The sequence below is a fragment of the Tepidibacter sp. genome (assembly GCF_025210165.1).
Lineage (GTDB): Bacteria > Bacillota > Clostridia > Peptostreptococcales > Peptostreptococcaceae > Tepidibacter_A.
This window is the reverse complement of sequence record NZ_JAOASI010000080.1, coordinates 1-21,444: the sequence shown is the minus strand read 5'-3', so window position 1 is coordinate 21,444 and position 21,444 is coordinate 1. Positions and strand designations below refer to the sequence as shown.

Sequence of the window (21,444 nt, the reverse complement as noted above, 5' to 3'; positions counted from 1 at the left end):
GTTAATATGGAATTAAACAAAGTCATAGAGATTGGTATTTTATTCGATTTTTATAAAGAACTTTTAACTGAAAAACAAAGAGAAGCAGTTAATCTATACTATAATGAGGATTATTCATTAGGTGAGATTAGCGAAAATCTTAAAATTTCAAGACAAGGGGTCTATGACACTTTAAAAAGAGCTGAGAAGATTTTACAAGATTACGAAAAAAAACTAAATCTAGTAGAAAAATCAAATAAAAGAAATAAGCTAATAGAGAGCTTGTTTAAAAAAGTTGTTGATATAAAAGAAGAAATTAAAGTTGATAATAATTTTAATAGTTTAGTCCCTAAGATTGAAAATCTAGAAGAAATTTGTAGGGAGTTGTTGAGATGATTTTTGAAGGATTAGCAGAAAAACTTCAAGGTACTCTTGGAAAGTTAAAAGGCAAGGGTAAGTTAAATGAAAAAGATGTTAAAGATGCTATGAGAGAAGTAAAGCTTGCACTTCTTGAGGCCGATGTTAACTTTAAGGTTGTAAAAGAATTTGTAAATAAAGTTAAAGAAAGAGCAGTAGGTCAAGAAGTAATGGAGAGTCTAACTCCGGGACAGCATGTAATAAAGATAGTTAATGAAGAACTTACAGATTTAATGGGAAATGTTCAAAGTAAAATAAGCTTTGCATCAAAGCCTCCTACTGTAATAATGTTAGTTGGACTTCAAGGAGCAGGTAAAACTACTACTGGAGGAAAATTAGGAGGATTACTAAAAAAACAAGGTAAAAAGCCTTTATTAGTAGCCTGTGATGTATATAGACCAGCGGCTATTAAACAGCTACAAGTTGTAGGAAGTCAACTTGAAATACCGGTTTTTTCAATGGGAGACAAAGAAAATCCTGTTAATATAGCAAAAGAAGGAATTAACCATGCACTAAGTCATAATAATGACGTTGTTATTATAGATACAGCTGGTAGACTTCATATAGATGAACTTTTAATGGATGAATTGAAAAATGTAAAAGCTGAGGTTAAGCCTCATGAAATACTATTAGTTATAGATTCTATGACAGGTCAAGATGCTGTAAATGTTGCTGAGAATTTCAATGAAGCATTAGGAATAGATGGAGTAGTTCTTACTAAGCTAGATGGAGATACTAGAGGTGGAGCTGCACTTTCAGTAAGATCTGTTACAAGAAAGCCTATAAAATTTATAGGTATGGGAGAAAAGCTTGATGATTTAGAGGCATTTCACCCAGATAGAATGGCATCGAGAATTCTTGGAATGGGAGATGTATTGTCTTTAATAGAAAAAGCTGAACAAGCTATAGACGTTAAGAAAGCTAAGGAATTAGAAGCTAAGATTAAAAATCAGGAATTTGATTTTGAAGATTTCTTAACTCAAATGGAACAAGTAAAGAACTTAGGTCCTTTGAATAAGATTATGGAAATGATTCCTGGTATGAGTGGATCAAAAGAGCTAAAGAATATAAGCTTTGATGATAAAGAAATTAAAAGAATAGAAGCTATCATAAGGTCTATGACAAAAAAAGAAAGAAGAGACCCATCAATTCTTAATGCAAGTAGAAGAAGAAGGATTGCAAATGGTAGTGGAACTAAAGTACAAGAAGTTAACAGGCTTGTAAAGCAGTTTGAACAAACTAAAAAAATGATGAAGCAATTTGGAGACTTAGAGAAAAGTATGAAAAAGGGAGGAAAAATGAAATTTCCTTTCTTTGGAAATAAATTATAAATTTTAAGGGAGGTGAAACACATGGCAGTTAAGATAAGATTAAAAAGAATGGGTGCTAACAAAAAACCTTTTTATAGAATAGTTGTTGCTGATTCTCGTTCGCCAAGAGATGGTAAGTTCATCGAAGAAATCGGATACTACAATCCAGTTTCTCAACCAAAGCAAATCAAGATAGATGATGAAAGAGCTTCTAAATGGTTAAAAGATGGTGCTCAACCAACTGATACTGTTAAGTCTTTATTTAAGAAAAACGGAATTATGGAATAGATATCCTTCTAAGTAGGAGGTGGTATCATGAGAGAATTGGTCGAAAAGATAGCTAAATCTCTAGTTGATAACCCTGATGAAGTTGTTGTTAAAGAGACCGAAGGAACACACTCTATAATCATAGAACTTAAAGTTGCCCAAGAAGACATGGGTAAGGTTATAGGGAAACAAGGTAGAATAGCAAAGGCTATTAGAACCTTAGTTAAATCTGCTGCTATTAGGCAGAATAAACAAGTTAGTGTTGAGATTGTTCAATAAAAGGATTAGGGTTAACCCTAATCCTTTTTGTGCATAATTAAAGGTAGGTGAAAATAATGGTACAATACTTTAAAGTTGGTCAAATAGTAAAGGTTCAAGGCTTAAAGGGTGAAATGAGAGTATACCCACTAACGGATTACAAAGAGAGATTTGAAGAAATAGATTGGGTATATATAGAAAATGATAAAGAGACAAAATATGAGATCGAGAAAGTAAGATACAAAGGAGATTTAGCTATATTAAAAATAAAGGGAATAGATAGTATAGATGATGCTCAAAAGCTTATAAAAAAATATCTTAAAATACCAAGAGAAAATGCTAGAAAACTTGAAGATGATGAATACTTTGTATCGGATTTAATAGGAATAAAAGCATATACAGTAGATGGAGAATATATCGGAGTTTTAGATGAAGTATTACAAACTGGAGCTAATGATGTTTACTTAATAAAGAATGATGAAAATAAAGAAATATTAATTCCAGCTATTAAAAAATTTGTTCCAAAGCTTAGTATTGAAGATAAAAAGATGATAATAGACCCAATAGAAGGAATGATAGAATGAGAATTCATGTAATGACATTATTTCCTCAAATATTTGAGTCATATATAAATGAGAGTATAATGAAAAGAGCTAATGAAAAGGGTTTAATAGACATAAAGCTTTATAATATAAGAGATTTTTCAAATAATAAGCATAAAAAAGTAGATGACTATCCATTTGGTGGAGGAGCAGGTATGGTTATGACTCCACAGCCGATATACGATACATATATGCATATAATAGAAAAATTTAATATAAAAGATCCAAAGGTTATATACTTAACACCAAAAGGAAAGGTATATAAACAGGAAATGGCTGAGAAATTCTCACTTGATAATGACATAATACTTTTATGTGGTCATTATGAGGGAGTAGATCAAAGAATAATAGATAGTATAGTAACTCATGAGATATCAATAGGAGATTATGTTTTAACAGGAGGGGAGCTTCCGGCACTTATACTAATAGATTCTATATCTAGACTAATATCTGGTGTTTTAGGTCAGGATGAATCATTTGAGGAAGAGTCATTTAAAGATAATTTACTTGAATATCCTCATTATACAAGACCTAGAGAATTTATGAAGCAAAGAGTTCCTGATGTATTGTTATCTGGAAATCATAAAAATATAGATCAGTGGAGAAGAGAACAATCTATAGATATAACTATACAAAAAAGACCTGATTTGATGAAAAAAGCTGTATTAACCCATAAAGACAAGAAATATATACAAAAAAAATCAAAAACTCTTGCAAATAATAAAAAAAAGTGATAGAATTTAATGGTTGAAAATAACGGGCGTTCCTCTGTTATGAATGTATTAAGAACGTCTATGATTAGGAGGAAGAAACATGGATATAATAAGAGCTATTGAGCAAGAACAACTTAAGAAAGAAATACCTGCATTTGGAACTGGTGATACTGTAAGAGTACACATCAAGATCAAAGAAGGTAAAAGAGAAAGAGTTCAGGTTTTCGAAGGATTAGTTATCAAAAGACAAGGTGGAGGAGCTAGAGAAACTTTCACTGTAAGAAAAATATCTTTTGGTGTAGGTGTTGAAAAGGTATTACCTGTTCACTCTCCAAAAATAGAAAAAATTGAAGTAACTAGAAGAGGTAAAGTTAGAAGATCTAAAATCTACTACATCCGTGAAAGAGTTGGAAAGAAAGCTAAAATTAAAGAAGCTAAGTAATTTAATGGGACTGTTTTACAGTCCCTTTTAATATATAGGGAATATGCATTATAATAATAAAATGGATGTGATAATATGGATAATAGAATGAATATAAACTGGTATCCAGGACATATGAAAAAAACTAAAGAATCATTACAAAAAAATTTAAAGCTCATAGATGTAGTAGTAGAGTTATTAGATAGTAGGATTCCATTTAGTAGTAAAAATCCAGATGTAGATAATATAATAAAGGACAAGCCAAAGGTTGTAGTTTTAAATAAGTTCGATATGGCAGACCCGAGCAAGATAAAATTATGGCAAGATTACTATGAATCACAAGGAGTTAAGGCTATACCTGTTAATACAATATCTGGAAAAGGTGTAGATAAAATAATTCAGGAGTGTAGAGAAGTAACAAAAGAAAAAATGGAATCCTTGATAAAAAAAGGAAGAAAAGAAAGACCTATAAGACTTATGATAGTTGGAGTTCCGAATGTAGGAAAATCAACCCTTATAAATAAGCTTGCTGGTAGAAAGAGTGCTCAAACTGGAGATAGACCTGGAGTTACAAAAGGAAATCAATGGGTTAAACTAAAGGGTAACTTGGAGCTTTTAGATACACCTGGAATACTTTGGCCAAGATTTGAAGATGAGAATGTTGCTATGAACCTAGCATTCACCAGAGCTATAAAGGATGAAATATTAGATATAGAGACACTAGCTTTAAGATTTATAGAAAAGCTTGAACTTATATATCCTGAAAACTTAAAAGAAAGATATAAGCTAGAAGAATTAGGTCAAACACCTCTTGAAACTATGGAAACTATAGGTGTTAAAAGAGGATGCTTAATGGCACGTAAGGAAATAGACTATACAAGAGTTGCAAAAATAGTTTTAAATGAATTTAGAGAAGGTAAAACAGGGAAAATGACTTTGGAAGTGCCTGAGGACTTTGAAAAATAGAGAAAGAATTAATTCTTTCTCTATTTTTATACAATGATTAAAATAATGAGCTTAAGCTAAAATGGATGTCATTAAAATACCGCTCATGTGTTAAATATTTTAAATACAACTAAGCATTACATCTTATTGAATATCCTAAAAGTTCTGAACTCCCGTTGGTCAGACAACGAACTTTCTTAACGGATATTCAAACGATGTAATACAAGTTGTATTTTAAAATATTTAAACCAATCGCTAACATTTTAATAACATCCATTTTTAGAATTAATAATTAATCTAAAAACTAAAAGTGTTAGTACTCCATCTTCTTAAGGTTACTTACGTAACCAAAAATTAAGCTGGAGTAAAAATTCCATCTAGATTAAGTTTCACTTTATAGATTGTTAAATAATATAGAACTAAACTATGTAAAAAATAAAAAGGGGGAGAAATTGTGTTTGAGAGTATGAAGGTAAAGGATATAAATGAGTTTGTAAGTAATATAGATGAAAGTGATTATATGAAGTATATAGATATTTTGAGTAGGGACGATAGAAAGTCTGTTCAAAAGATAGCGGTTAAATTATCTAAGAAATTAGATGCTTTAAGAAAAGAAGAAGAGAGAATACATAGAATAAAGGAATTTGAAAGATGGTCTTATGAGAATGGGTATACATATGTAGGAGGAATAGATGAGGCTGGTAGGGGTCCTTTAGCTGGACCTGTTGTTGCAGCTGTTGTTGTATTTGATAAAGATGTGGATATAAAGTATATAAATGATTCAAAGAAATTAAGTGAAGAAAAGAGAAACGAGTTGTTTAAAATAATAAAGAATGAAGCACTCGATTATGGTATAGGAATAGTTGATAACGAAAAGATAGATGAAATAAATATATTAAATGCTACATATCTTGCTATGAAAAAAGCTATAAACAATTTAAATAATAAGCCAGACTGCTTATTAATAGATGCAGTTAGTATACCTAATATAGATATAGCTCAAAAATCTATAATAAAAGGAGATAGTAAATCTATATCAATAGCAGCGGCTAGTATTTTAGCTAAGGTAACTAGGGATAAACTTATGTATGAATATGACGATAAATATAGTGAGTATGGATTTTCAAAGCATAAAGGATATGGAACAAAGGAACATTATGAAGCTATTAGAGCTTATGGGGTAACTCCTATTCATAGAAAATCCTTTCTCAAATCTATTTTAAATGGAGACTAATATGAGGATTTCGGGATATAGTGATTTTAATTTAAGGACTATAGGTGCTAATGGAAGTAAACAAATAAAAGATGCTATAAAGAATAATGAGTCTGTAACAGGAAAGATACTAGAGGTTAAATCAAATGTAGTAAAAATACTTCTTAAAAATGGAAATGAATTTATGGCAAATAGTAATATACCTCTTGAAAACTTGCTTGGAGAACAGGTTAACTTTAAGGTTTTGAATAGTGATAAGAATATAGTTTTACAGCCTCAAATAGAGGGAACAGCACTTGAGAAAGAATTAGATGTTAAGATAAATAATTTAATAAGTGATCTTAAGTTGCCAAATAATGAAGAAAATAAATCATTGATAAAAGAGATGATAAAGCAAAATATTCCTGTCAATGTAAAGAATCTGAAAACTATAAAAGACAATATAGGTTCATTTAATATATTATCAAGACTAACAGAGGAAGAAGTAAAAATATTAAACAAGAATATAAAAAACATAGAAAATAAAGAAGTTAAAGAAATAGTAAAGGATATATATATAAATAAAGAAGGTAAGAATATATTAAATTTTTTAAAGGATTTAAAGGAGATGGGTCCTAAAGAAAAGAATATACTTTTTTTATTTAAAAACAAATTTGAAATAAATATAGGTAATATGAAAAATTTAGATTCTCTTTTAAAAGGAGAAAATCTAGATGATATATTAAAAGAAATAAACAATATACTAGATGAGGAATTAGGAGCAGTAAATAAGGATATTCAAAATAATAATTTTCTCAATATAAAAGAAGAGATACAAAAGCTTAATGTAATAAAACAAAATACAACTGAGTCTGATACTCAAAAAGATATTTCTAAAGATATGTCTGAAGAAGATATATCATCTAAAAATGACATAAAAAAAATAATAAAAAATATAGTTCAAAATTTAGATACAGATAAAAAGGTAGATGTTGAAAAAATAAAACAAAATATGGATTCTTTGATTAAAACATTAAATCTTCAAAATGAAATAAAGCTAGGAGAAAGTCTAAAAGGAGAATTTCAGGATGTAAATCAAAAGCTAGAGCTTTTAAATGATATATCAAATGAATATATGTACTTTCAAATTCCATTTGAATATAAAGAGTATAAGAATTTAGCTGAAATATTATTATCTGAAAACACAAAAAATAAAAAAGATGGTAAAAAATCTATAAGTATACTTATATCTTTGAATACTCATAACTTGAGCAGGATAGATACTATGTTGAATTATTATAACAATGATCTAAATATAGTATTTGGACTAAAAGATGAAAAAATAAAGAATATGTTTGAAAAAAATGAAAAGAAACTAGTTGAAGTATTAAAAAGTATAGGAATAAATAATACAAATATAAACTACAAAATAAAAACAGAGAATAAGCCAATATTAAATAATATTGATTACATAAATAATAAGTTCTCTAATTTTAATATGTGGGTGTGATAATATGAAATTAAGTAAGGGAATAAAAATAGCTACAGCACTAAAGTATAATATAGATGAAGATGATGCTCCAAAGCTTATAGGTAAAGGAAAAGGTAAAGTTGCAGACAAAATATTAGATAAAGCAAAAGAAAATAATATACCTATATATAAGGACGAAAAACTGGCAAAACAGCTTGAACACCTAGAAATTGGACAAGAAATACCACAAGAGCTCTACGAAGCTGTTGCAGAAATTTTGATATTCATATCTGATATAGACTCTAAAATTAAATAGTATATATTTAACTTTAAATACCCATAATCTAAATAATAAAGATTATGGGTATTTTTGGAGGAAGTTATGAATAATAAAGAAAAAGGAAGATTGGGAGAACAAATTGCATGTAATTATTTAATAAAAAATAAATTTCATATACTTGAGAAAAACTATAGAACAAAAATAGGAGAGATAGATTTGATAGCTTTTAAAGATAATAAAATTTCATTTATAGAGGTTAAATCGAGAAATTCTATAAACTATGGACACCCCAGTGAGTCCGTACATTATAAAAAGCAGAAAAAGATAATATCTACTGCAAAGCAATACATAATGTATAAAAATATAAAAAATATGGATATAGGATTTGATGTTATAGAGGTTTATTTAAAAAATAATAACATTAATTATATAGAGAATGCTTTTTGTGATAACCAAGGGTGGTGTTAGTGTGTTTTGTAAGATAAAGAGTGCTTGCTTAATAGGAATAGATGGATTTATAGTAGATGTTGAGGTAGATATAACAAAGGGTTTACCTGTATTTAATATAATAGGACTTCCTGATACATCTATTAAAGAAGCAAAAGAAAGAATAAAGTCTGCAATACTAAACTCAGGATATAATTTTTTGAACTCTAGGATAGTTATTAATTTATCTCCTGCTGATATAAGAAAGGAAGGACCCTACTTTGATCTTTCTATGGCAGTTGGAATTTTAAATTCTTTATATGAATTAAATGATGAATATATGAGTCAAACTCTATTTTTAGGAGAGTTATCTCTTGATGGAAAGTTAAAAAAGGTAAGGGGAATACTACCTATAATAATAAATGCAAAAAATAATAATATAAAGAGAGTATTTTTACCATCTCAAAATTTAAATGAAGCATCATATATAGATGGAATAGAGATTTATCCTGTAGATAATTTGAAGCAGGTTATAGATTTTTTAGCTGGTAATACAAAGCTTGATATATATACTAAGAAAGAAAAGCTGATCAAAAATAAAGAGTATAGATTAGATTTTTCTGATATAAAGGGAAACTATTTTGTTAAAAGAGCAATAGAAATAGCAGCTGCTGGAAATCACAACATGCTAATGATAGGCCCCCCTGGAAGTGGAAAGACAATGATAGCCAAAAGGATAAATACTATACTTCCTGATATGACGGAAGAAGAAATTATAGAAGTTAGCAAAATATATAGTGCAGCAGGACTTATAGATGAAAATATAGGAATAATAACCAAAAGACCCTTTAGATCTATACACCATACAGTAACTAAAACTGCTTTAATAGGAGGGGGAAAAGATGCAAAGCCTGGAGAGGTTGTATTATCTCATAGGGGTGTACTTTTTTTAGATGAAATGCTTGAATTTGATAGAAGAACCTTGGAAAGCCTAAGACAACCAATAGAGGATAAGTACATTAATATATCTAGGGTTAAGATGAATCAAACATATGATTGTGACACTTTGGTTATATCTGCTATGAACCCATGTCATTGTGGCTTCTTTAAAGGTCCAAATGAAGATAAATGTAAATGTAGTCCTAGTGAAATAAATAGATATTTAAATAGAGCATCGGGCCCACTTCTTGATAGATTTGATTTATTCGTTGAAGTAAATCCTTTAAATTTTGAAGAATTTCAAAGTAATAAAAAAGAAGAAAGCTCAAAAGATGTAAAAAAGAGGGTAGAAAAAGCTAGAAAGATTCAAACTAAAAGATATAAGGGTAAGGGTATATATACTAATAATGATATAAATACTAAAAAAATTGAAGAATATTGTTATCTAAATGAGGAATGTAAGGATTTTATAAAAACTGTATTTAGTAAGTACAAATTTAGTTCTAGAAGCTACTATAAGCTCTTAAAAACAGCAAGAACTATAGCAGACCTTGAAGAAGATGATATAAAGGTAAGCCATATAGCAGAGGCACTTTCCTTTAGAAAGGCATATTATAATTATTGGGGATAAATAAAAAGAACTGTGGAAAAATCCACAGTTCTTTTTATTTATTTTATACCTACAGAATCAAAAGCATTAGCTACAGCCTTAGATTCAAAGCTATCTTCTCCATAGAAATCTTCTGCTGATTGAATTAAAGCAAGTCTTGCATCGTGGAAATTAGATGTTGAAGTTAAATAGTTAGTTAAAGCCTTATAATATATTTTTTCAGCTTTATGAACACCTACTTCACTTGTAACAAGATAAGCTGCTTTATTTGGTATTCCTGAATTAGTATGAACTCCACCATGATCTCTATCAGTATGTACATATTCACGCATATGAGTTGGTTGAGGTCTATAAGCCTTAGAGCTTCCTGGATCTTCTAAATCTCTTAATGCATCACCATCTTTATGAGGTGTCCAAACATCTTCCCCACATAACCAATCAGCTTTATCTGGTTGATATTCAAATTCTATAAATGTACCAAATACGTCTGAAAAAGATTCATTTAAAGCACCTGATTGATTTTCATATACAAGGTTAGCTTCATTTTCTGTAACTCCATGTGTCATTTCATGACCAACAACATCTAATGCGCCTGATAAAGCTAATGATGTAGAACCATCACCATCTCCATATGTCATCTGATCATAAAACCAAAATGCATTTACATAGTTATCTCCATAATGAACAGATGATATAATATCCATTCCCTTATCATCTATACTATTTCTTCCAAATTTTTTATTATAGTAATCATACACATGCTCTGCATATTTATGAGCATCTACAGCAGGTTTATATTTTTCATCGAAAAATTCATTTTTTTCACTATACATCATTAATCCAGGTAGGAAGTATTGCATTATATTTTCATCTTGAGGAACATGCTTAGCAGTATAGGTCTTTATACTAACACCATTTTTAGTATTGTCTATCATATAATATGCACCATTTTTGTATTCAAGATTTAATTTTTTTTCGTCATTTAAAACTCCTTTTCCTACTCCTTTAGCAGATACAGTGTGGATTCTATTGTATTTCTTTATAACCTCGCCATTATTAGCGTTGATAAAAATACTCCAGTCACCTGGCTCAGAACCTAAGTTAAGTACTCTAACTTCATAAACTGGTAGATACTTTCCATCCATTTCATAGAAATAGCTTTTAACATCTGGTTCTTTAGTAAGTGCATCAGTATTAACTTCTGATTTAGCAACTTCTATAGCAACCTTTTCTCTGATTTTTAACTTTTGATGGTCTTTATCAGAGATTTTATTATATATTGTATTATCTATTTTTCCGTTAACAGCATAGATTTCTCCATCTTTATTAAAATGGATTATGTATTGCTTTCCAAATAAAGGAATGTTTTTATACATTTGTTGAACCTTAACATGAGTATTTCCTAATTCATCTTCTTTAGTAGTTATTTCTTTTAGTTCCTCCTTTGGATTGTTTAATTTGAACAGCTTTTTGTTTTCTTTAAAAAATTCTATAACACCATCTATATCTGTACTTTTTTGACTTGAAAGCTTTCCTTTTAAAAATCCTAATTTATTTTCTTTATCAAATTCTACTATATTTACATCTGTCTTTTCTGTGTCTTCTTGTATTATAGTATGAATTTCTTCTTGCTTACTTTCTAATGCTTCACTTTTATTTTCTTCAACATTCATATCTATTTCTGGTGATTTTTCTTGTATTACCTCTTCCTTAGAATCTTCTTTAACTATTTCTTTACCAGAATTTTTTACTTCTTGTTCTTCTTGCTGAGTAACAATTTGAGTATTTTCAGAGACTGTTATTTTACTTGCATTTATTTCCTCGGCATTAGCTATTGGTGTTAATAATAAAGATCCTGTCATAACTGTAGAAAGTGCTATAGAACTTAATTTCTTTTTCATAAGTATACCCCCTGTTAAATTTAATTAATTTAAATAATACAAAATTCACAAAATTAAGGCAAATCAAAAAATTGTCATATAAAAGGAGTTTAGTTGAATCAAAAAGTAATTTATTTATATGAAACCTGCTTATTCATTGATTTATAAAAAATATTTTAAATTTAAAATAAGAACTAGTCCAAAAGTCATATATTAGCAAAAAAATAATTTGTTTTTTGATTTGTTATGTAAATGGAAGATGAAGGAATGAATATAGAATTTTATTGTATAAAAATCACTTTTTGAAAAAATATCAAACAAAATCATAACTTTTACTGAATAGGAAAAAATAACCAAAAATAATGTAATATATTGAAAGTAAATAAAATAAATGGTAGAATGCAGTTGTAATTATAAGAAAACAAAAAAAATTCAAACTATATAATTAATTATAAATATATAAGGAGGTTTAAGATGGAGACTATTCGCCAAACGAATAGAAGTATACTTTTTGAGGAAATTAATCCTGAAAAACTAGATCTTATTACAATTGTTGGAGATGTTAAAGGCATAGATAGCTTAAGTGATGAAAAAATAAAAGAAATTAACGAACATCTTCTTGTTAAAAATTTTGATGAGTTTTTAGATAAATTTTCTCCAAGTGTATATTCTTTTTATAATGCTGCAAATCAAAATGTAGTTTACACACTAGAAAAGCCTGAAAATATATCAGATGAATGTATTTCAGAAATTAAACTTAATCAAGATAATGATTTCTTAAAAATGTTATTTACTCTTGTAGATGCAAAGAGAAGTCAAGGCATAAAAAATGTTGATTTTAAGTTTGAAAAAGTATTAGACATGATATCACCAAAGAAAATAATTGAAGATATAAAGCAAGTAAGAAAAGAAGTACATTATCTTTATAATAAGTATGAAGGATTAGAAGAAGAAGATCCAAAAAAGCTTGAACTTGGAGATAAGCTTAACTATAAATTTGAGGAAGCCAGTCAAAATTACAATAATGTTATGGCAATGCTTCCACTTGCAATAGAAGATATTAAAACAAGGTTATTATTTGGGAAAACTCAAGAAGGTTCAGAAGCTGAGGCTATACAAATAGGTATGCTTACTATGGGGGACAATGGAGAATTAAAAATATTAGAGGCTCCAAAGAGTGATTCTACAGACTTGATGGTTATGAATGAAGATAGTAGTAACAGTCTTGTAGGTGTATTTGAAGAGGATTATGATGTTATTACAGAAAATAAATCTGATTATGTAAAGGATCTTGTAGTAAGAACATTTTGCCCATTACCAGCTGTACAATCAGAAATAGATATAGAAAGAGAAGTAGATAACTACAATACTTATCTTGAGTTTTATAAAAAGGCAAAAGATGATTTTGTAAAAACAGCTAAGCCGTTGGTAGAAAAAATATTAGGAATAAAAATGTTCTTTGACCAATATAGCACTAAAAATAAAGGAATGTTACCAACCTTAGTTATTACAAACACTAAATTAGATATGACAGTAAAAAATAATAATGTACCTAGACTTGAGACATATTTAAATACTGTAAATGCCAAGAATGATTTCGCTGATACAATATGGTTTGGTATAGTTCCAGCTATAGAAATGGAATCAGTAGGAAAAATAAAAACTAGAAGAGACAGATTTAGAGGAAGCAAAAAAGATATAAATAAAGAAAGTAACACAATAGAGTCATTAACTTCTCTTCTTGAAATAATAAAGAAGTATAAAATACAGACATTCTTTAATTTCCAGGCTAATGAAGAGACTACATTTAACAATATGGCTACAGCTGGAATTGATAAGTATATAGAAAAATGTGAAATGTTAACTCGTCAAGATTATAGTGAATTTACTATACCATGTATGCCTAACTTCACAATAATACCTAAAGATAAATCAGGAGTAGTAATAGATAGTAAAATGCTACAAACAGAAGAGGGAGTAAAACTTTCACAGGAAAAAGAAGATATATTAAAGCTATGGATAGAAGGAGTATATGTAGATGCAGCTTATATAGCAGCTGGAACAGTAGCTTCATACCAATGCCCTGAATATCTAAAGGAATATTTTAAAAATATTAATAAAGAATATCCAGGTGTTAGATTTGATATAGAATCAGGTGAGAACAATTTAAAAGTAGTTACAACTATGGCTAAGGAAATATCAGGATTTACAAATAACATAAAAGATTCTATAAATAGAAGAAACTTTGGATTTGTTTTTTCATCTGAAAATGCACAATTAGATGGAAAAGATATAAAGAGAATAACTGTTTATAAAGCTAGAAGTCTTGCTCTTACAGAGGATGGATTTGATTCTATCTATAAAACTCTTGTAAGTACTTATATTGAAAGAATGTTAAGATTCCAAACAAATGACTTTAAGCAAGACAATATTGTAAAATTCTTTAGTAGTAATCCAAATAGTCAAAAGAGTAAATGGATAAATTCTAAGCAATCAGAAAACTCAATCATTCAAGATGGAGATGATTTAAATTACATAATAGATGATGAGAGTAACTTATGCTATATAGACCTTGTATTTAATGGAAATGTTAAAAATCTTGAAGTTACAATTACAAAGAGTACAAGCGCAGCAAAGTAAACACTAACTTACGATATTGATACTTTTTAAGTATTAATAAATATATATTAAATTAAAAAAAGGAGGAAATTTTATGGGATTCAGACTTAAAGTTGAAGGACCTGAGACTATTGACTTAGGACTTGAAAACATAGTAACAGTAGAGTTTAATACAGATACACCAAATGATTCAAATGCACGCTCTACTGATCTTGGAACATCTTTAATTATTAAAGGAAAAATATTAACAGCAGTAGATGGAGAAGAAGCAGATAGTACAATGAAACTTGCTCAGTGGTCATTAGTACCTGGAGAAAAAGCAGACTGTTACAGAAAAGTAATTGTAGATGTAATATCAGCATCACAAGTGGTTAGAAAAATTGAGTTACCAAATGCTTTTATAGTAGATTATACAGAGGATTATGGTGATGAAGAAGGAGTAGGAACATTCTACTTACATATGAAGCAAAAGAAAGATAAGACACCAAGTGTAAAATTAGAAGGTGGATTTGAAGTATAATAAAACTAAAAATCAAAGAAAGGATGTGTAAATATGGGTTTTAGAGTAAAAATTGAAGGTGCTGAAACTATAGACCTTAGCATGGAAAGTGTACAAACAGTAAAATTAAGAACTGATATACCAACAGATTCAAATGCACGTACAAAAGACGTAGGATCTACAATGGTTATTAGAGGGAAAATATTAACAGCAGTAGATGGAGATCCATTTGATAGCACAAGACAAATGGGACTTTGGTCATTAGTATCTGCAGAAAAAGCAGATTGCTATAGAAAAGCAACTGTAGAAGTAATATCAGCAGATCAAGTAGTAAGAAAAATATTCTTCCCAAATGCTTTTGTAGTAGACTATAAAGAATCTTTTGGAGATACAGAAGGTGTGGGAACATTTGAGTTAGTTATCAAACAGAAAAAAGATAAGTTAGATAAAGTAACTATAGAAGGCGGATACGGAGCCTAAAAAAATATATAGATGTCCTTTTTAGGGCATCTATATTGATAAAGGACAAAAATTATGAAAAATTTATATGAAATATTAGAAATAAATAAGGATGCTTCTCAAAATGAAATAAAAAAGGCATATAGAAGGCTGGCTAAAAAGTATCATCCAGACCGCAATCCTAATGATAAATGTGCAGGTGATAAATTTAGAGAAGTAGCACAGGCATACGAAATTTTAAGTGACGAGAAATTAAGAAAAGAATATGATGATAAGTTATTAAATTTTAAAAAAGAGAATAAAACTAATGATCATTTTAGTAAATCTAAAAAGAACAATTCAAAGAAAACAAGTGGTATGAACGTGGACTTTGAATTTGAAAAATTTTTTGGATTTAATCCAAAAACTAAAGAAACAACAGAGGACTTTAAAAATAAATCTAAGGATCCTTTTGATACAACAAATATTTTTAATTCTTTCTTTAAGGTAAAAAGAAATTAATGGAGTTGATGACTTTGAAAAAGTCGATTTCAAATAATATAAAGATTATTGACTTTACAATATCTATTATTTCAATAATGACAAGTCTGTATGTTTATATGAATATACATGACCAATTAATAAGAAATACAACAATATACTTACTTGGAATAATAGCTCTTGTGTATATGGTAAGAGTATTTAAAACAGAAGACAACGATTCTGTTGAAATTAATAATATAAAAACTATTAGTAATATAGGTACTGTGGCGCTAGTAAATGAAGAAAATCAAATAATAAAAGAGTGGGATTTGTTTAATAAAACAGCTTTAGTAATAGGTAGAAATAGTAAAGAACATGAAGTAGATATAGACTTGAGTGAAGCTACATATGCCTCATTAATAGACCCTCAGCATGCAGTATTAAATTTTGCATCAGGTAGTTGGTATATAGAAGATTTATATTCTAGAAATGGTATTAGCATAGAAAAAATTGAAGATAAAATAAGGTATAAATTATCAAAAGATAAGCCTTGTACTCTACTTAAAGGAGATGTAGTCTTTATAGCTAAAACTAAACTTTTGATTAGATAATGAAACGGAGTGTTAGTAAATGAGCCTTATTAGATGTCAAAATGGACATATGTTTAGTTCGAGAAGATATGGAACTATATGTCCTTATTGTAATATAGAAACAGCACTAAAAGAAAAGCCAGAATTACCATCAAAAGATTTTGATATTGAATATGAACTGCTAAAGGAAGATATACAGCCTGTATGTGGCTGGCTTGTTTGTATTGAAGGATCAAGAATAGGAAAGGATTATAAAATAAAAGAAGGTAAAAACTTTATAGGTAGAGCAGATGATATGGATATACAAATTTTGGGAGATAATAAAATTTCAAGAAGAAATCATGCTATTGTAGTATACGATCCTAAAAAAAGAAATTCAGTATTATTACCAGGGGATGCATCGGGGATTGCTTATCTAAATGATGACGCAGTATATGTTCCAACACAACTATCACCATATGATGTAATAGAACTTGGAAATAGTAAATTTTTATTTATTCCATTTTGTGGTGAACATTTTGAGTGGGATGACATTAGTGGGGAGTAACCTGTATGAATGAGTTAGTTATCTTAATTAGTATCATATTTATACTTATAGTAATTAGAGAAATTTTAAATTTAAAAACTGAAAAAATGAATTTAAACAAATTAGAGATAGGAAAAGCTTCCTTCATTGGGGATAGAGAGTTTCAAGAAGATTCTATGGATATTGCTTACTCAAAAGATGCAACATTAACAGTATTATCAGATGGAAGAGGAAAAAATAAAGCAGGAAAACTATCCAGCGTATTATCTACAAAAATATTTGTAGAGTTATTTAAGAATGACAATTCAATTTCAAATATTAATTATTTTTTTAGAAGAGCTTTTAATATAACAAATAGAGAAATTTTAAAGAACCTAGATGATAATCAAGGTGGTGCAAGTATAGTATGCTCCATTATAGTAGAGGATGTTCTACATTATGCATTAGTAGGAAATACAATGATTGCAGTTTTTAGAAATAATGAGCTTATATCCTTAAGTGAGGGACATACTGCAAATGTACTTGCTAAAAAAGGATTTTATGAAGGTAAAATAAGCAAGCAACATGCAATATGGGCTTTAAAGGAAAAAAGATTATTAAATTATGTAGGACAAGATGGTTTTAAAGATATAGAAATACATGATGTACCAGTAAAGCTTAAAGAAGGAGATATAATTGTATTAATGAGCGATGGGATACATAATTATGTTGGGTGGAATGACCTTGAGTATATATTAAAACAAAAATTAACTTCTAACCAAATAGCACAAAATATAGTAAATAAACTAGAGGATATTGATATAGAAGATAAAGATAATGGAAGTGTTATTGTAATTAAATATAAATGAAATTAATTAAGGGTGTAATATAATGAGAAAAATAAATTCAAAATTCATAACAACATTTGTATCAGAATCAGGGAGTTTTTTGCAAAATAAAGATTACTTTGGATTTGTGGAGCTTGATAAATTTGCAATATATGTTATTGCAGATGGAATAGATAATGATGCAGATTTAGAAAGTGCAAAAGTAGCAGTATCTAGCATTATAAGCAACTTTAGCGAAGCACCGAGTATGAGAAAAGGTCTTTTAAAAAAATTATTAAATAAAGCAAATAAAGAATTAATAACTCAAAGCAAAAATCTAAGGTTAAAGGCATCTATTACTATAGTTGTTACTAACTATGTGAAAGTAAGATATGCATTTGTAGGTAACACTAGGTTTTGCCTATATAGAGAAGGATTTTTAAAATATAAGAGTCAAGATCAGTCGCTTACTCAACAATTAGTTGATAAAGAAAGAGTACAGCTTGATAAAATTGCAGATCACGAAGAAAGAAATAATCTATATTGTTATTTAGGACAAGATCAGAAAATAACTCCATATATATCAAAAAAAATCAAGTTGAAAAATGGAGATATAATTACTCTGTTCACTAAAGGAATTTGGGAGAATATAGATAGTTCTGAAATAAGAGATAGCTTAGTTGAAGCAAGTGAGTCTCAAGAGGTAACAGATAATGTAGAGGATATGCTTTTGTCAAAACAACCTAAAGAACTTGAAAATTACACACTTGCAGTCATATTTATAGATAAAATATATCAAAACCCAAAGCTAAGACAAAAAATAAAAAAGACTATACTTACACTTATTCCAATAATATTAATATTAGCAGTTATTTCGTGTGTATTCTATCTTAGGCATAAAAAAAGGACAGAGCAAACAAATGAAATGAACTATTGCATAAAAAATGCTAATAACTACATAAAAGATGAAAACTTTATCAGGGCAAATGAAGAATATAAAAGTGCTTTAGGTCTAGCTAAAAATTTAAAGTTAAAAAATAAGAGAAATGATATAGATAAACATTTTAAGCTTACAGAGATTATAATTAATGCAGATAAATATCTTCAAGATTTAAAATATGAAGAGGCTTTAGATGAATATCTATTAGCAAAAGAAAAGGGATATTATGCAGATAACTTAGGAAAAGACTACATAGATGAAAGATTAAGTGAAACAAATCAACATATATTAGTTCTTGATTTATTAAAGCAAGCAGATAAAAAAATGGAACTTGAAGATAAACAAGGAGCAAAGCAGGACTACATAAGTGCTAGAAATTTAGCTTCCAAAATATTTTTTAAAGAAGCAAAGCAAGAAGCTCAAGACAAATTAGATAAAATAAATGAAGATCAAGCTAAAAAAGAAGAAGAAGAGGCTAAAAAAAGTGAAGAGGAAGAAAAATTAAGTAAGGAAAAGTTTGATGAGCAGCTTAATGCTATAGAAATAAGTAAAAAAGGTGATGTGAGCTATAGTATTGGAAGCTATTATGATTCAAAAATGTATTATATGATGGCACAGGAAATATATAAGAAAATAGAAATGTATGATTTTTCAGATGAACTGGAGAAGAAAATACTACTAACAGATAAAAAAATACAAGAATCAACTACAAAAAAAGCAAAAGCAGATACATACATAAAAGATGCAAATAATAAATTTGATGAAGGTAGTTTAAATGAAGCTAAAATATTATATCTATTTGCAAGAGATATATATGAAGAAGCTAAACTAGATGATGATGTAAAGAAAGTAGATGAAAAAATAAAAGTAATAGACGCTTTAATTAATAAAAAAAGTCCACAAAACTTATAACTGTTAGGAGGACAAATGAAGGATAAAATTTATGAAAAAATAAATAATATTGAAAATTTAAAAGATAGAGCCTTATTAAAAGAGTTATTAAGCGAAGTATTCATACACCTATATGAGCATAGTGAGAATATGTATAATTCTCTTGAAAATAGAGTCTTTGATGAAATAAAGTATAATCAGCAAAACTATAGTATATATACAAGTATTGTAAAAAAACAAGATTTTGATCCTATACACTATTTTTTAAATCCAATAATTGAAGAAGACATAAAAGATAAAGAATACGATCTCAAAAATATATTAGATACAATAATTCAAAATAATGAAGTAGATATGTTTAAGGTATTTCTTAAATGTGATTATTTAATATTTAAGAATATATTAGAAAGTGATATAAAGTTCAAGGGAAATATAAAAACCAATAAAAATAGTTATAAAGCCTATTTTAAAATAAAAGAAAATACACAGTACAAAGATGAAATACATAGACTTTATCAAATATTCATAAAAAATAATATACCGTGGACAACTATAAATGCTCCTTATATATATAGAATAGTTAATGTCGTACTAATTGAATGCGAAGAAGGTATTCAAAAAGATGAAATAATACAGGAGGTTAATGTTGATTTTGGTGATGTTGGTAAATACATAGAATATAATATGGTACCTGTTTGGAATATACAAAAACTATCATTAAAAAGTACAGGATTTCCTATGCCTTGTGAGGATAGAATAAATTTTGAACATATTATTTCTATAAAAGATGAAGGTGTAGATAATGGTTATTTAGTTATATATGACAATGAAGATATAAATCATATAAGACATACTAAGGATAATCTGATGATAACAGGTGAAATAGAAGAAGCTAGAGATTGGGATATATTCAAGATACTAAAAATAAAAGAATCAAGGCTTGATAAATATACTTATGAATTAGTATCAAATAATAAAAAGCCAAGCTTTATAGAAAAATTATACAATAAAAATAAAGTCAATATAAAAACAAAATCAGAGCTTATAAGAACAATAAACTCATTTGAAGCTTCTAAATATCTTGAATTTAAAGATGTAAAAATAGTCAATATAACAGATGATTTAAAAGAAGAAACTTATGATATGAACTTTTTTATAATAGATGAAATAAGGGATTATGATTATTCTAAAAAACTAATATTATATTTTACTTCAAAAAAAAGTGACTGCTTTATAATAAGAGACTTATTAAGCTTTATAGTATCTCAAATACAACTTAATTATCCAGAATACAAATGCGAAGGAAGATTAATATGAATTATATCTGGGATATATTGATAAAAGCAGATAAACAAAATATAAAAAGAGAAAATATAAAATTCAAATGTGCAAAAACATATAGTCCATATATGGAGGTCGCATTTGAAGACTTAAATAAATCAGAAATTGATGAATCACTTATAGTAGAAATAAACCCATACTATAGGTTTTTTACTATATTTAAAGATATATTCGATGTTAATTTTAATGAAAGTATTGAATTTAGAGAAGTATTGTTTGATATTTTAATTCATTTCCTCGGAAATATTGATTTAAGGCAAGGGTTTTCTAAAGAAGAATATTATAAAAAATATATTATAAAAGAGATGCTACAGGATATAAAAGCTTTTAATGATAAAGAAAAAGAAATTTTAGCATCTAGCCTTATAAATTTATATACAACAGGAGTATCATTAGAAATATTTAAAAGTATAATCAATAAAATATTTAAAAAAAGCATTGTCTATATAAATCAAGATAATAAAAAAGAAATATTAATATACATTGGGCAAAAACGAACACAAGAACTTGAAAATAAAATGGATGTTCTAATAGATCTGTTTTTACATATAGATTTTAAAGTATTTTTATATTGGCAATATCATTTTGGAATTTTAGGAGT

At 28.0% G+C, this 21,444-nt stretch carries 24 protein-coding genes; 23 read left to right on the top strand and 1 reads right to left on the bottom strand.

What is annotated here, in order from left to right:
• The first annotated feature begins 6 nt into the window (after nt 1-6).
• The 13 genes from ylxM (at nt 7) to N4A48_RS13785 (ending at nt 9,851) form a co-directional block, all read left to right on the top strand.
• Nucleotides 7-375: a YlxM family DNA-binding protein gene (gene ylxM / locus N4A48_RS13845; protein WP_293666907.1), complete on the top strand. Its 369-nt coding sequence runs from the start codon at nt 7-9 to the stop codon at nt 373-375.
• Nucleotides 372-1,727 (top strand): signal recognition particle protein, encoded by a 1,356-nt coding sequence (ffh, locus tag N4A48_RS13840; RefSeq protein ID WP_293666905.1) that lies wholly within the window; start codon nt 372-374, stop codon nt 1,725-1,727. The genes ylxM and ffh overlap by 4 nt, the downstream gene beginning before the upstream one ends.
• 21 nt (nt 1,728-1,748) lie before the next feature.
• Nucleotides 1,749-1,994, top strand: a complete 246-nt coding sequence (rpsP, locus tag N4A48_RS13835; protein ID WP_293666903.1) for a 30S ribosomal protein S16 — start codon at nt 1,749-1,751, stop codon at nt 1,992-1,994.
• A 27-nt stretch (nt 1,995-2,021) separates the two neighbouring features.
• Nucleotides 2,022-2,252 (top strand): KH domain-containing protein, encoded by a 231-nt coding sequence (locus N4A48_RS13830; RefSeq protein ID WP_293666901.1) that lies wholly within the window; start codon nt 2,022-2,024, stop codon nt 2,250-2,252.
• Between the two features lie 56 nt (nt 2,253-2,308).
• On the top strand, nt 2,309-2,815 hold the full coding sequence (gene rimM, locus N4A48_RS13825; protein ID WP_293666900.1) for a ribosome maturation factor RimM: 507 nt from the start codon (nt 2,309-2,311) through the stop codon (nt 2,813-2,815).
• Nucleotides 2,812-3,567 (top strand): tRNA (guanosine(37)-N1)-methyltransferase TrmD, encoded by a 756-nt coding sequence (gene trmD / locus N4A48_RS13820; RefSeq protein ID WP_293666899.1) that lies wholly within the window; start codon nt 2,812-2,814, stop codon nt 3,565-3,567. Before rimM ends, trmD begins: the two co-directional genes overlap by 4 nt.
• 79 nt (nt 3,568-3,646) lie before the next feature.
• Nucleotides 3,647-3,988, top strand: a complete 342-nt coding sequence (gene rplS / locus N4A48_RS13815; RefSeq protein WP_293666898.1) for a 50S ribosomal protein L19 — start codon at nt 3,647-3,649, stop codon at nt 3,986-3,988.
• Between the two features lie 75 nt (nt 3,989-4,063).
• A complete protein-coding gene (ylqF, locus tag N4A48_RS13810; protein ID WP_293666896.1) occupies nt 4,064-4,933 on the top strand; it encodes a ribosome biogenesis GTPase YlqF in 870 nt (289 codons plus the stop codon).
• 445 nt (nt 4,934-5,378) lie between these two features.
• Nucleotides 5,379-6,146 (top strand): ribonuclease HII, encoded by a 768-nt coding sequence (locus N4A48_RS13805; protein ID WP_293666957.1) that lies wholly within the window; start codon nt 5,379-5,381, stop codon nt 6,144-6,146.
• 1 nt (nt 6,147) lies between these two features.
• Nucleotides 6,148-7,614, top strand: a complete 1,467-nt coding sequence (locus N4A48_RS13800; protein ID WP_293666895.1) for a hypothetical protein — start codon at nt 6,148-6,150, stop codon at nt 7,612-7,614.
• 4 nt (nt 7,615-7,618) lie between these two features.
• Complete coding sequence (locus N4A48_RS13795; protein WP_293666893.1) at nt 7,619-7,891, top strand: EscU/YscU/HrcU family type III secretion system export apparatus switch protein; 273 nt, start codon at nt 7,619-7,621, stop codon at nt 7,889-7,891.
• Nucleotides 7,892-7,957: 66 nt separating this feature from the next.
• Complete coding sequence (locus N4A48_RS13790; RefSeq protein WP_293666891.1) at nt 7,958-8,323, top strand: YraN family protein; 366 nt, start codon at nt 7,958-7,960, stop codon at nt 8,321-8,323.
• A gap of 1 nt (nt 8,324) precedes the next feature.
• Complete coding sequence (locus N4A48_RS13785) at nt 8,325-9,851, top strand: YifB family Mg chelatase-like AAA ATPase (protein ID WP_293666889.1); 1,527 nt, start codon at nt 8,325-8,327, stop codon at nt 9,849-9,851.
• Between the two features lie 38 nt (nt 9,852-9,889).
• Here the strand turns inward: N4A48_RS13785 and N4A48_RS13780 are convergent, their stop codons facing one another.
• Nucleotides 9,890-11,731 carry a M4 family metallopeptidase gene (locus tag N4A48_RS13780; RefSeq protein ID WP_293666888.1) on the bottom strand — a complete coding sequence of 614 codons (1,842 nt, stop codon included), beginning with the start codon at nt 11,729-11,731 and terminating at the stop codon, nt 9,890-9,892.
• A gap of 453 nt (nt 11,732-12,184) precedes the next feature.
• Between N4A48_RS13780 and N4A48_RS13775 the strand changes: the two genes are divergently transcribed.
• The 10 genes from N4A48_RS13775 to N4A48_RS13730 all read left to right on the top strand — a co-directional run.
• Nucleotides 12,185-14,350 carry a transcriptional regulator gene (locus N4A48_RS13775; protein ID WP_293666886.1) on the top strand — a complete coding sequence of 722 codons (2,166 nt, stop codon included), beginning with the start codon at nt 12,185-12,187 and terminating at the stop codon, nt 14,348-14,350.
• Between the two features lie 73 nt (nt 14,351-14,423).
• Nucleotides 14,424-14,849, top strand: coding sequence for a membrane-associated protease 1 (locus N4A48_RS13770; protein ID WP_293666884.1), 426 nt, complete (start codon nt 14,424-14,426; stop codon nt 14,847-14,849).
• A gap of 33 nt (nt 14,850-14,882) precedes the next feature.
• Nucleotides 14,883-15,308: a membrane-associated protease 1 gene (locus N4A48_RS13765; RefSeq protein ID WP_293666882.1), complete on the top strand. Its 426-nt coding sequence runs from the start codon at nt 14,883-14,885 to the stop codon at nt 15,306-15,308.
• Between the two features lie 54 nt (nt 15,309-15,362).
• The gene (locus tag N4A48_RS13760) at nt 15,363-15,788 is read left to right on the top strand and encodes a J domain-containing protein (RefSeq protein WP_293666881.1); all 426 of its coding nucleotides are present in this window, start codon (nt 15,363-15,365) and stop codon (nt 15,786-15,788) included.
• 14 nt (nt 15,789-15,802) lie between these two features.
• Complete coding sequence (locus N4A48_RS13755) at nt 15,803-16,360, top strand: FHA domain-containing protein (protein WP_293666879.1); 558 nt, start codon at nt 15,803-15,805, stop codon at nt 16,358-16,360.
• Between the two features lie 19 nt (nt 16,361-16,379).
• Nucleotides 16,380-16,886: an FHA domain-containing protein gene (locus N4A48_RS13750; protein ID WP_293666878.1), complete on the top strand. Its 507-nt coding sequence runs from the start codon at nt 16,380-16,382 to the stop codon at nt 16,884-16,886.
• A 5-nt stretch (nt 16,887-16,891) separates the two neighbouring features.
• The gene (locus tag N4A48_RS13745) at nt 16,892-17,713 is read left to right on the top strand and encodes a PP2C family protein-serine/threonine phosphatase (protein ID WP_293666876.1); all 822 of its coding nucleotides are present in this window, start codon (nt 16,892-16,894) and stop codon (nt 17,711-17,713) included.
• Between the two features lie 22 nt (nt 17,714-17,735).
• Complete coding sequence (locus tag N4A48_RS13740) at nt 17,736-19,523, top strand: PP2C family protein-serine/threonine phosphatase (protein WP_293666875.1); 1,788 nt, start codon at nt 17,736-17,738, stop codon at nt 19,521-19,523.
• A 15-nt stretch (nt 19,524-19,538) separates the two neighbouring features.
• On the top strand, nt 19,539-20,819 hold the full coding sequence (locus N4A48_RS13735) for a normocyte-binding protein (protein ID WP_293666873.1): 1,281 nt from the start codon (nt 19,539-19,541) through the stop codon (nt 20,817-20,819).
• The coding region (locus N4A48_RS13730; RefSeq protein ID WP_293666871.1) for a hypothetical protein at nt 20,816-21,444 on the top strand (629 nt) is incomplete at its 3' end. The genes N4A48_RS13735 and N4A48_RS13730, both read left to right, overlap by 4 nt.

Bases quoted from the DNA above. Each gene is read 5' to 3' on its own strand.
- ylxM (WP_293666907.1), top strand. From the start codon at position 7: ATGGAATTAAACAAAGTCATAGAGATTGGTATTTTATTCGATTTTTAT.
- ffh (WP_293666905.1), top strand. From the start codon at position 372: ATGATTTTTGAAGGATTAGCAGAAAAACTTCAAGGTACTCTTGGAAAG.
- rpsP (WP_293666903.1), top strand. From the start codon at position 1,749: ATGGCAGTTAAGATAAGATTAAAAAGAATGGGTGCTAACAAAAAACCT.
- N4A48_RS13830 (WP_293666901.1), top strand. From the start codon at position 2,022: ATGAGAGAATTGGTCGAAAAGATAGCTAAATCTCTAGTTGATAACCCT.
- rimM (WP_293666900.1), top strand. From the start codon at position 2,309: ATGGTACAATACTTTAAAGTTGGTCAAATAGTAAAGGTTCAAGGCTTA.
- trmD (WP_293666899.1), top strand. From the start codon at position 2,812: ATGAGAATTCATGTAATGACATTATTTCCTCAAATATTTGAGTCATAT.
- rplS (WP_293666898.1), top strand. From the start codon at position 3,647: ATGGATATAATAAGAGCTATTGAGCAAGAACAACTTAAGAAAGAAATA.
- ylqF (WP_293666896.1), top strand. From the start codon at position 4,064: ATGGATAATAGAATGAATATAAACTGGTATCCAGGACATATGAAAAAA.
- N4A48_RS13805 (WP_293666957.1), top strand. From the start codon at position 5,379: ATGAAGGTAAAGGATATAAATGAGTTTGTAAGTAATATAGATGAAAGT.
- N4A48_RS13800 (WP_293666895.1), top strand. From the start codon at position 6,148: ATGAGGATTTCGGGATATAGTGATTTTAATTTAAGGACTATAGGTGCT.
- N4A48_RS13795 (WP_293666893.1), top strand. From the start codon at position 7,619: ATGAAATTAAGTAAGGGAATAAAAATAGCTACAGCACTAAAGTATAAT.
- N4A48_RS13790 (WP_293666891.1), top strand. From the start codon at position 7,958: ATGAATAATAAAGAAAAAGGAAGATTGGGAGAACAAATTGCATGTAAT.
- N4A48_RS13780 (WP_293666888.1), bottom strand. From the start codon at position 11,731: ATGAAAAAGAAATTAAGTTCTATAGCACTTTCTACAGTTATGACAGGA.
- N4A48_RS13775 (WP_293666886.1), top strand. From the start codon at position 12,185: ATGGAGACTATTCGCCAAACGAATAGAAGTATACTTTTTGAGGAAATT.
- N4A48_RS13770 (WP_293666884.1), top strand. From the start codon at position 14,424: ATGGGATTCAGACTTAAAGTTGAAGGACCTGAGACTATTGACTTAGGA.
- N4A48_RS13765 (WP_293666882.1), top strand. From the start codon at position 14,883: ATGGGTTTTAGAGTAAAAATTGAAGGTGCTGAAACTATAGACCTTAGC.
- N4A48_RS13760 (WP_293666881.1), top strand. From the start codon at position 15,363: ATGAAAAATTTATATGAAATATTAGAAATAAATAAGGATGCTTCTCAA.
- N4A48_RS13750 (WP_293666878.1), top strand. From the start codon at position 16,380: ATGAGCCTTATTAGATGTCAAAATGGACATATGTTTAGTTCGAGAAGA.
- N4A48_RS13745 (WP_293666876.1), top strand. From the start codon at position 16,892: ATGAATGAGTTAGTTATCTTAATTAGTATCATATTTATACTTATAGTA.
- N4A48_RS13740 (WP_293666875.1), top strand. From the start codon at position 17,736: ATGAGAAAAATAAATTCAAAATTCATAACAACATTTGTATCAGAATCA.
- N4A48_RS13735 (WP_293666873.1), top strand. From the start codon at position 19,539: ATGAAGGATAAAATTTATGAAAAAATAAATAATATTGAAAATTTAAAA.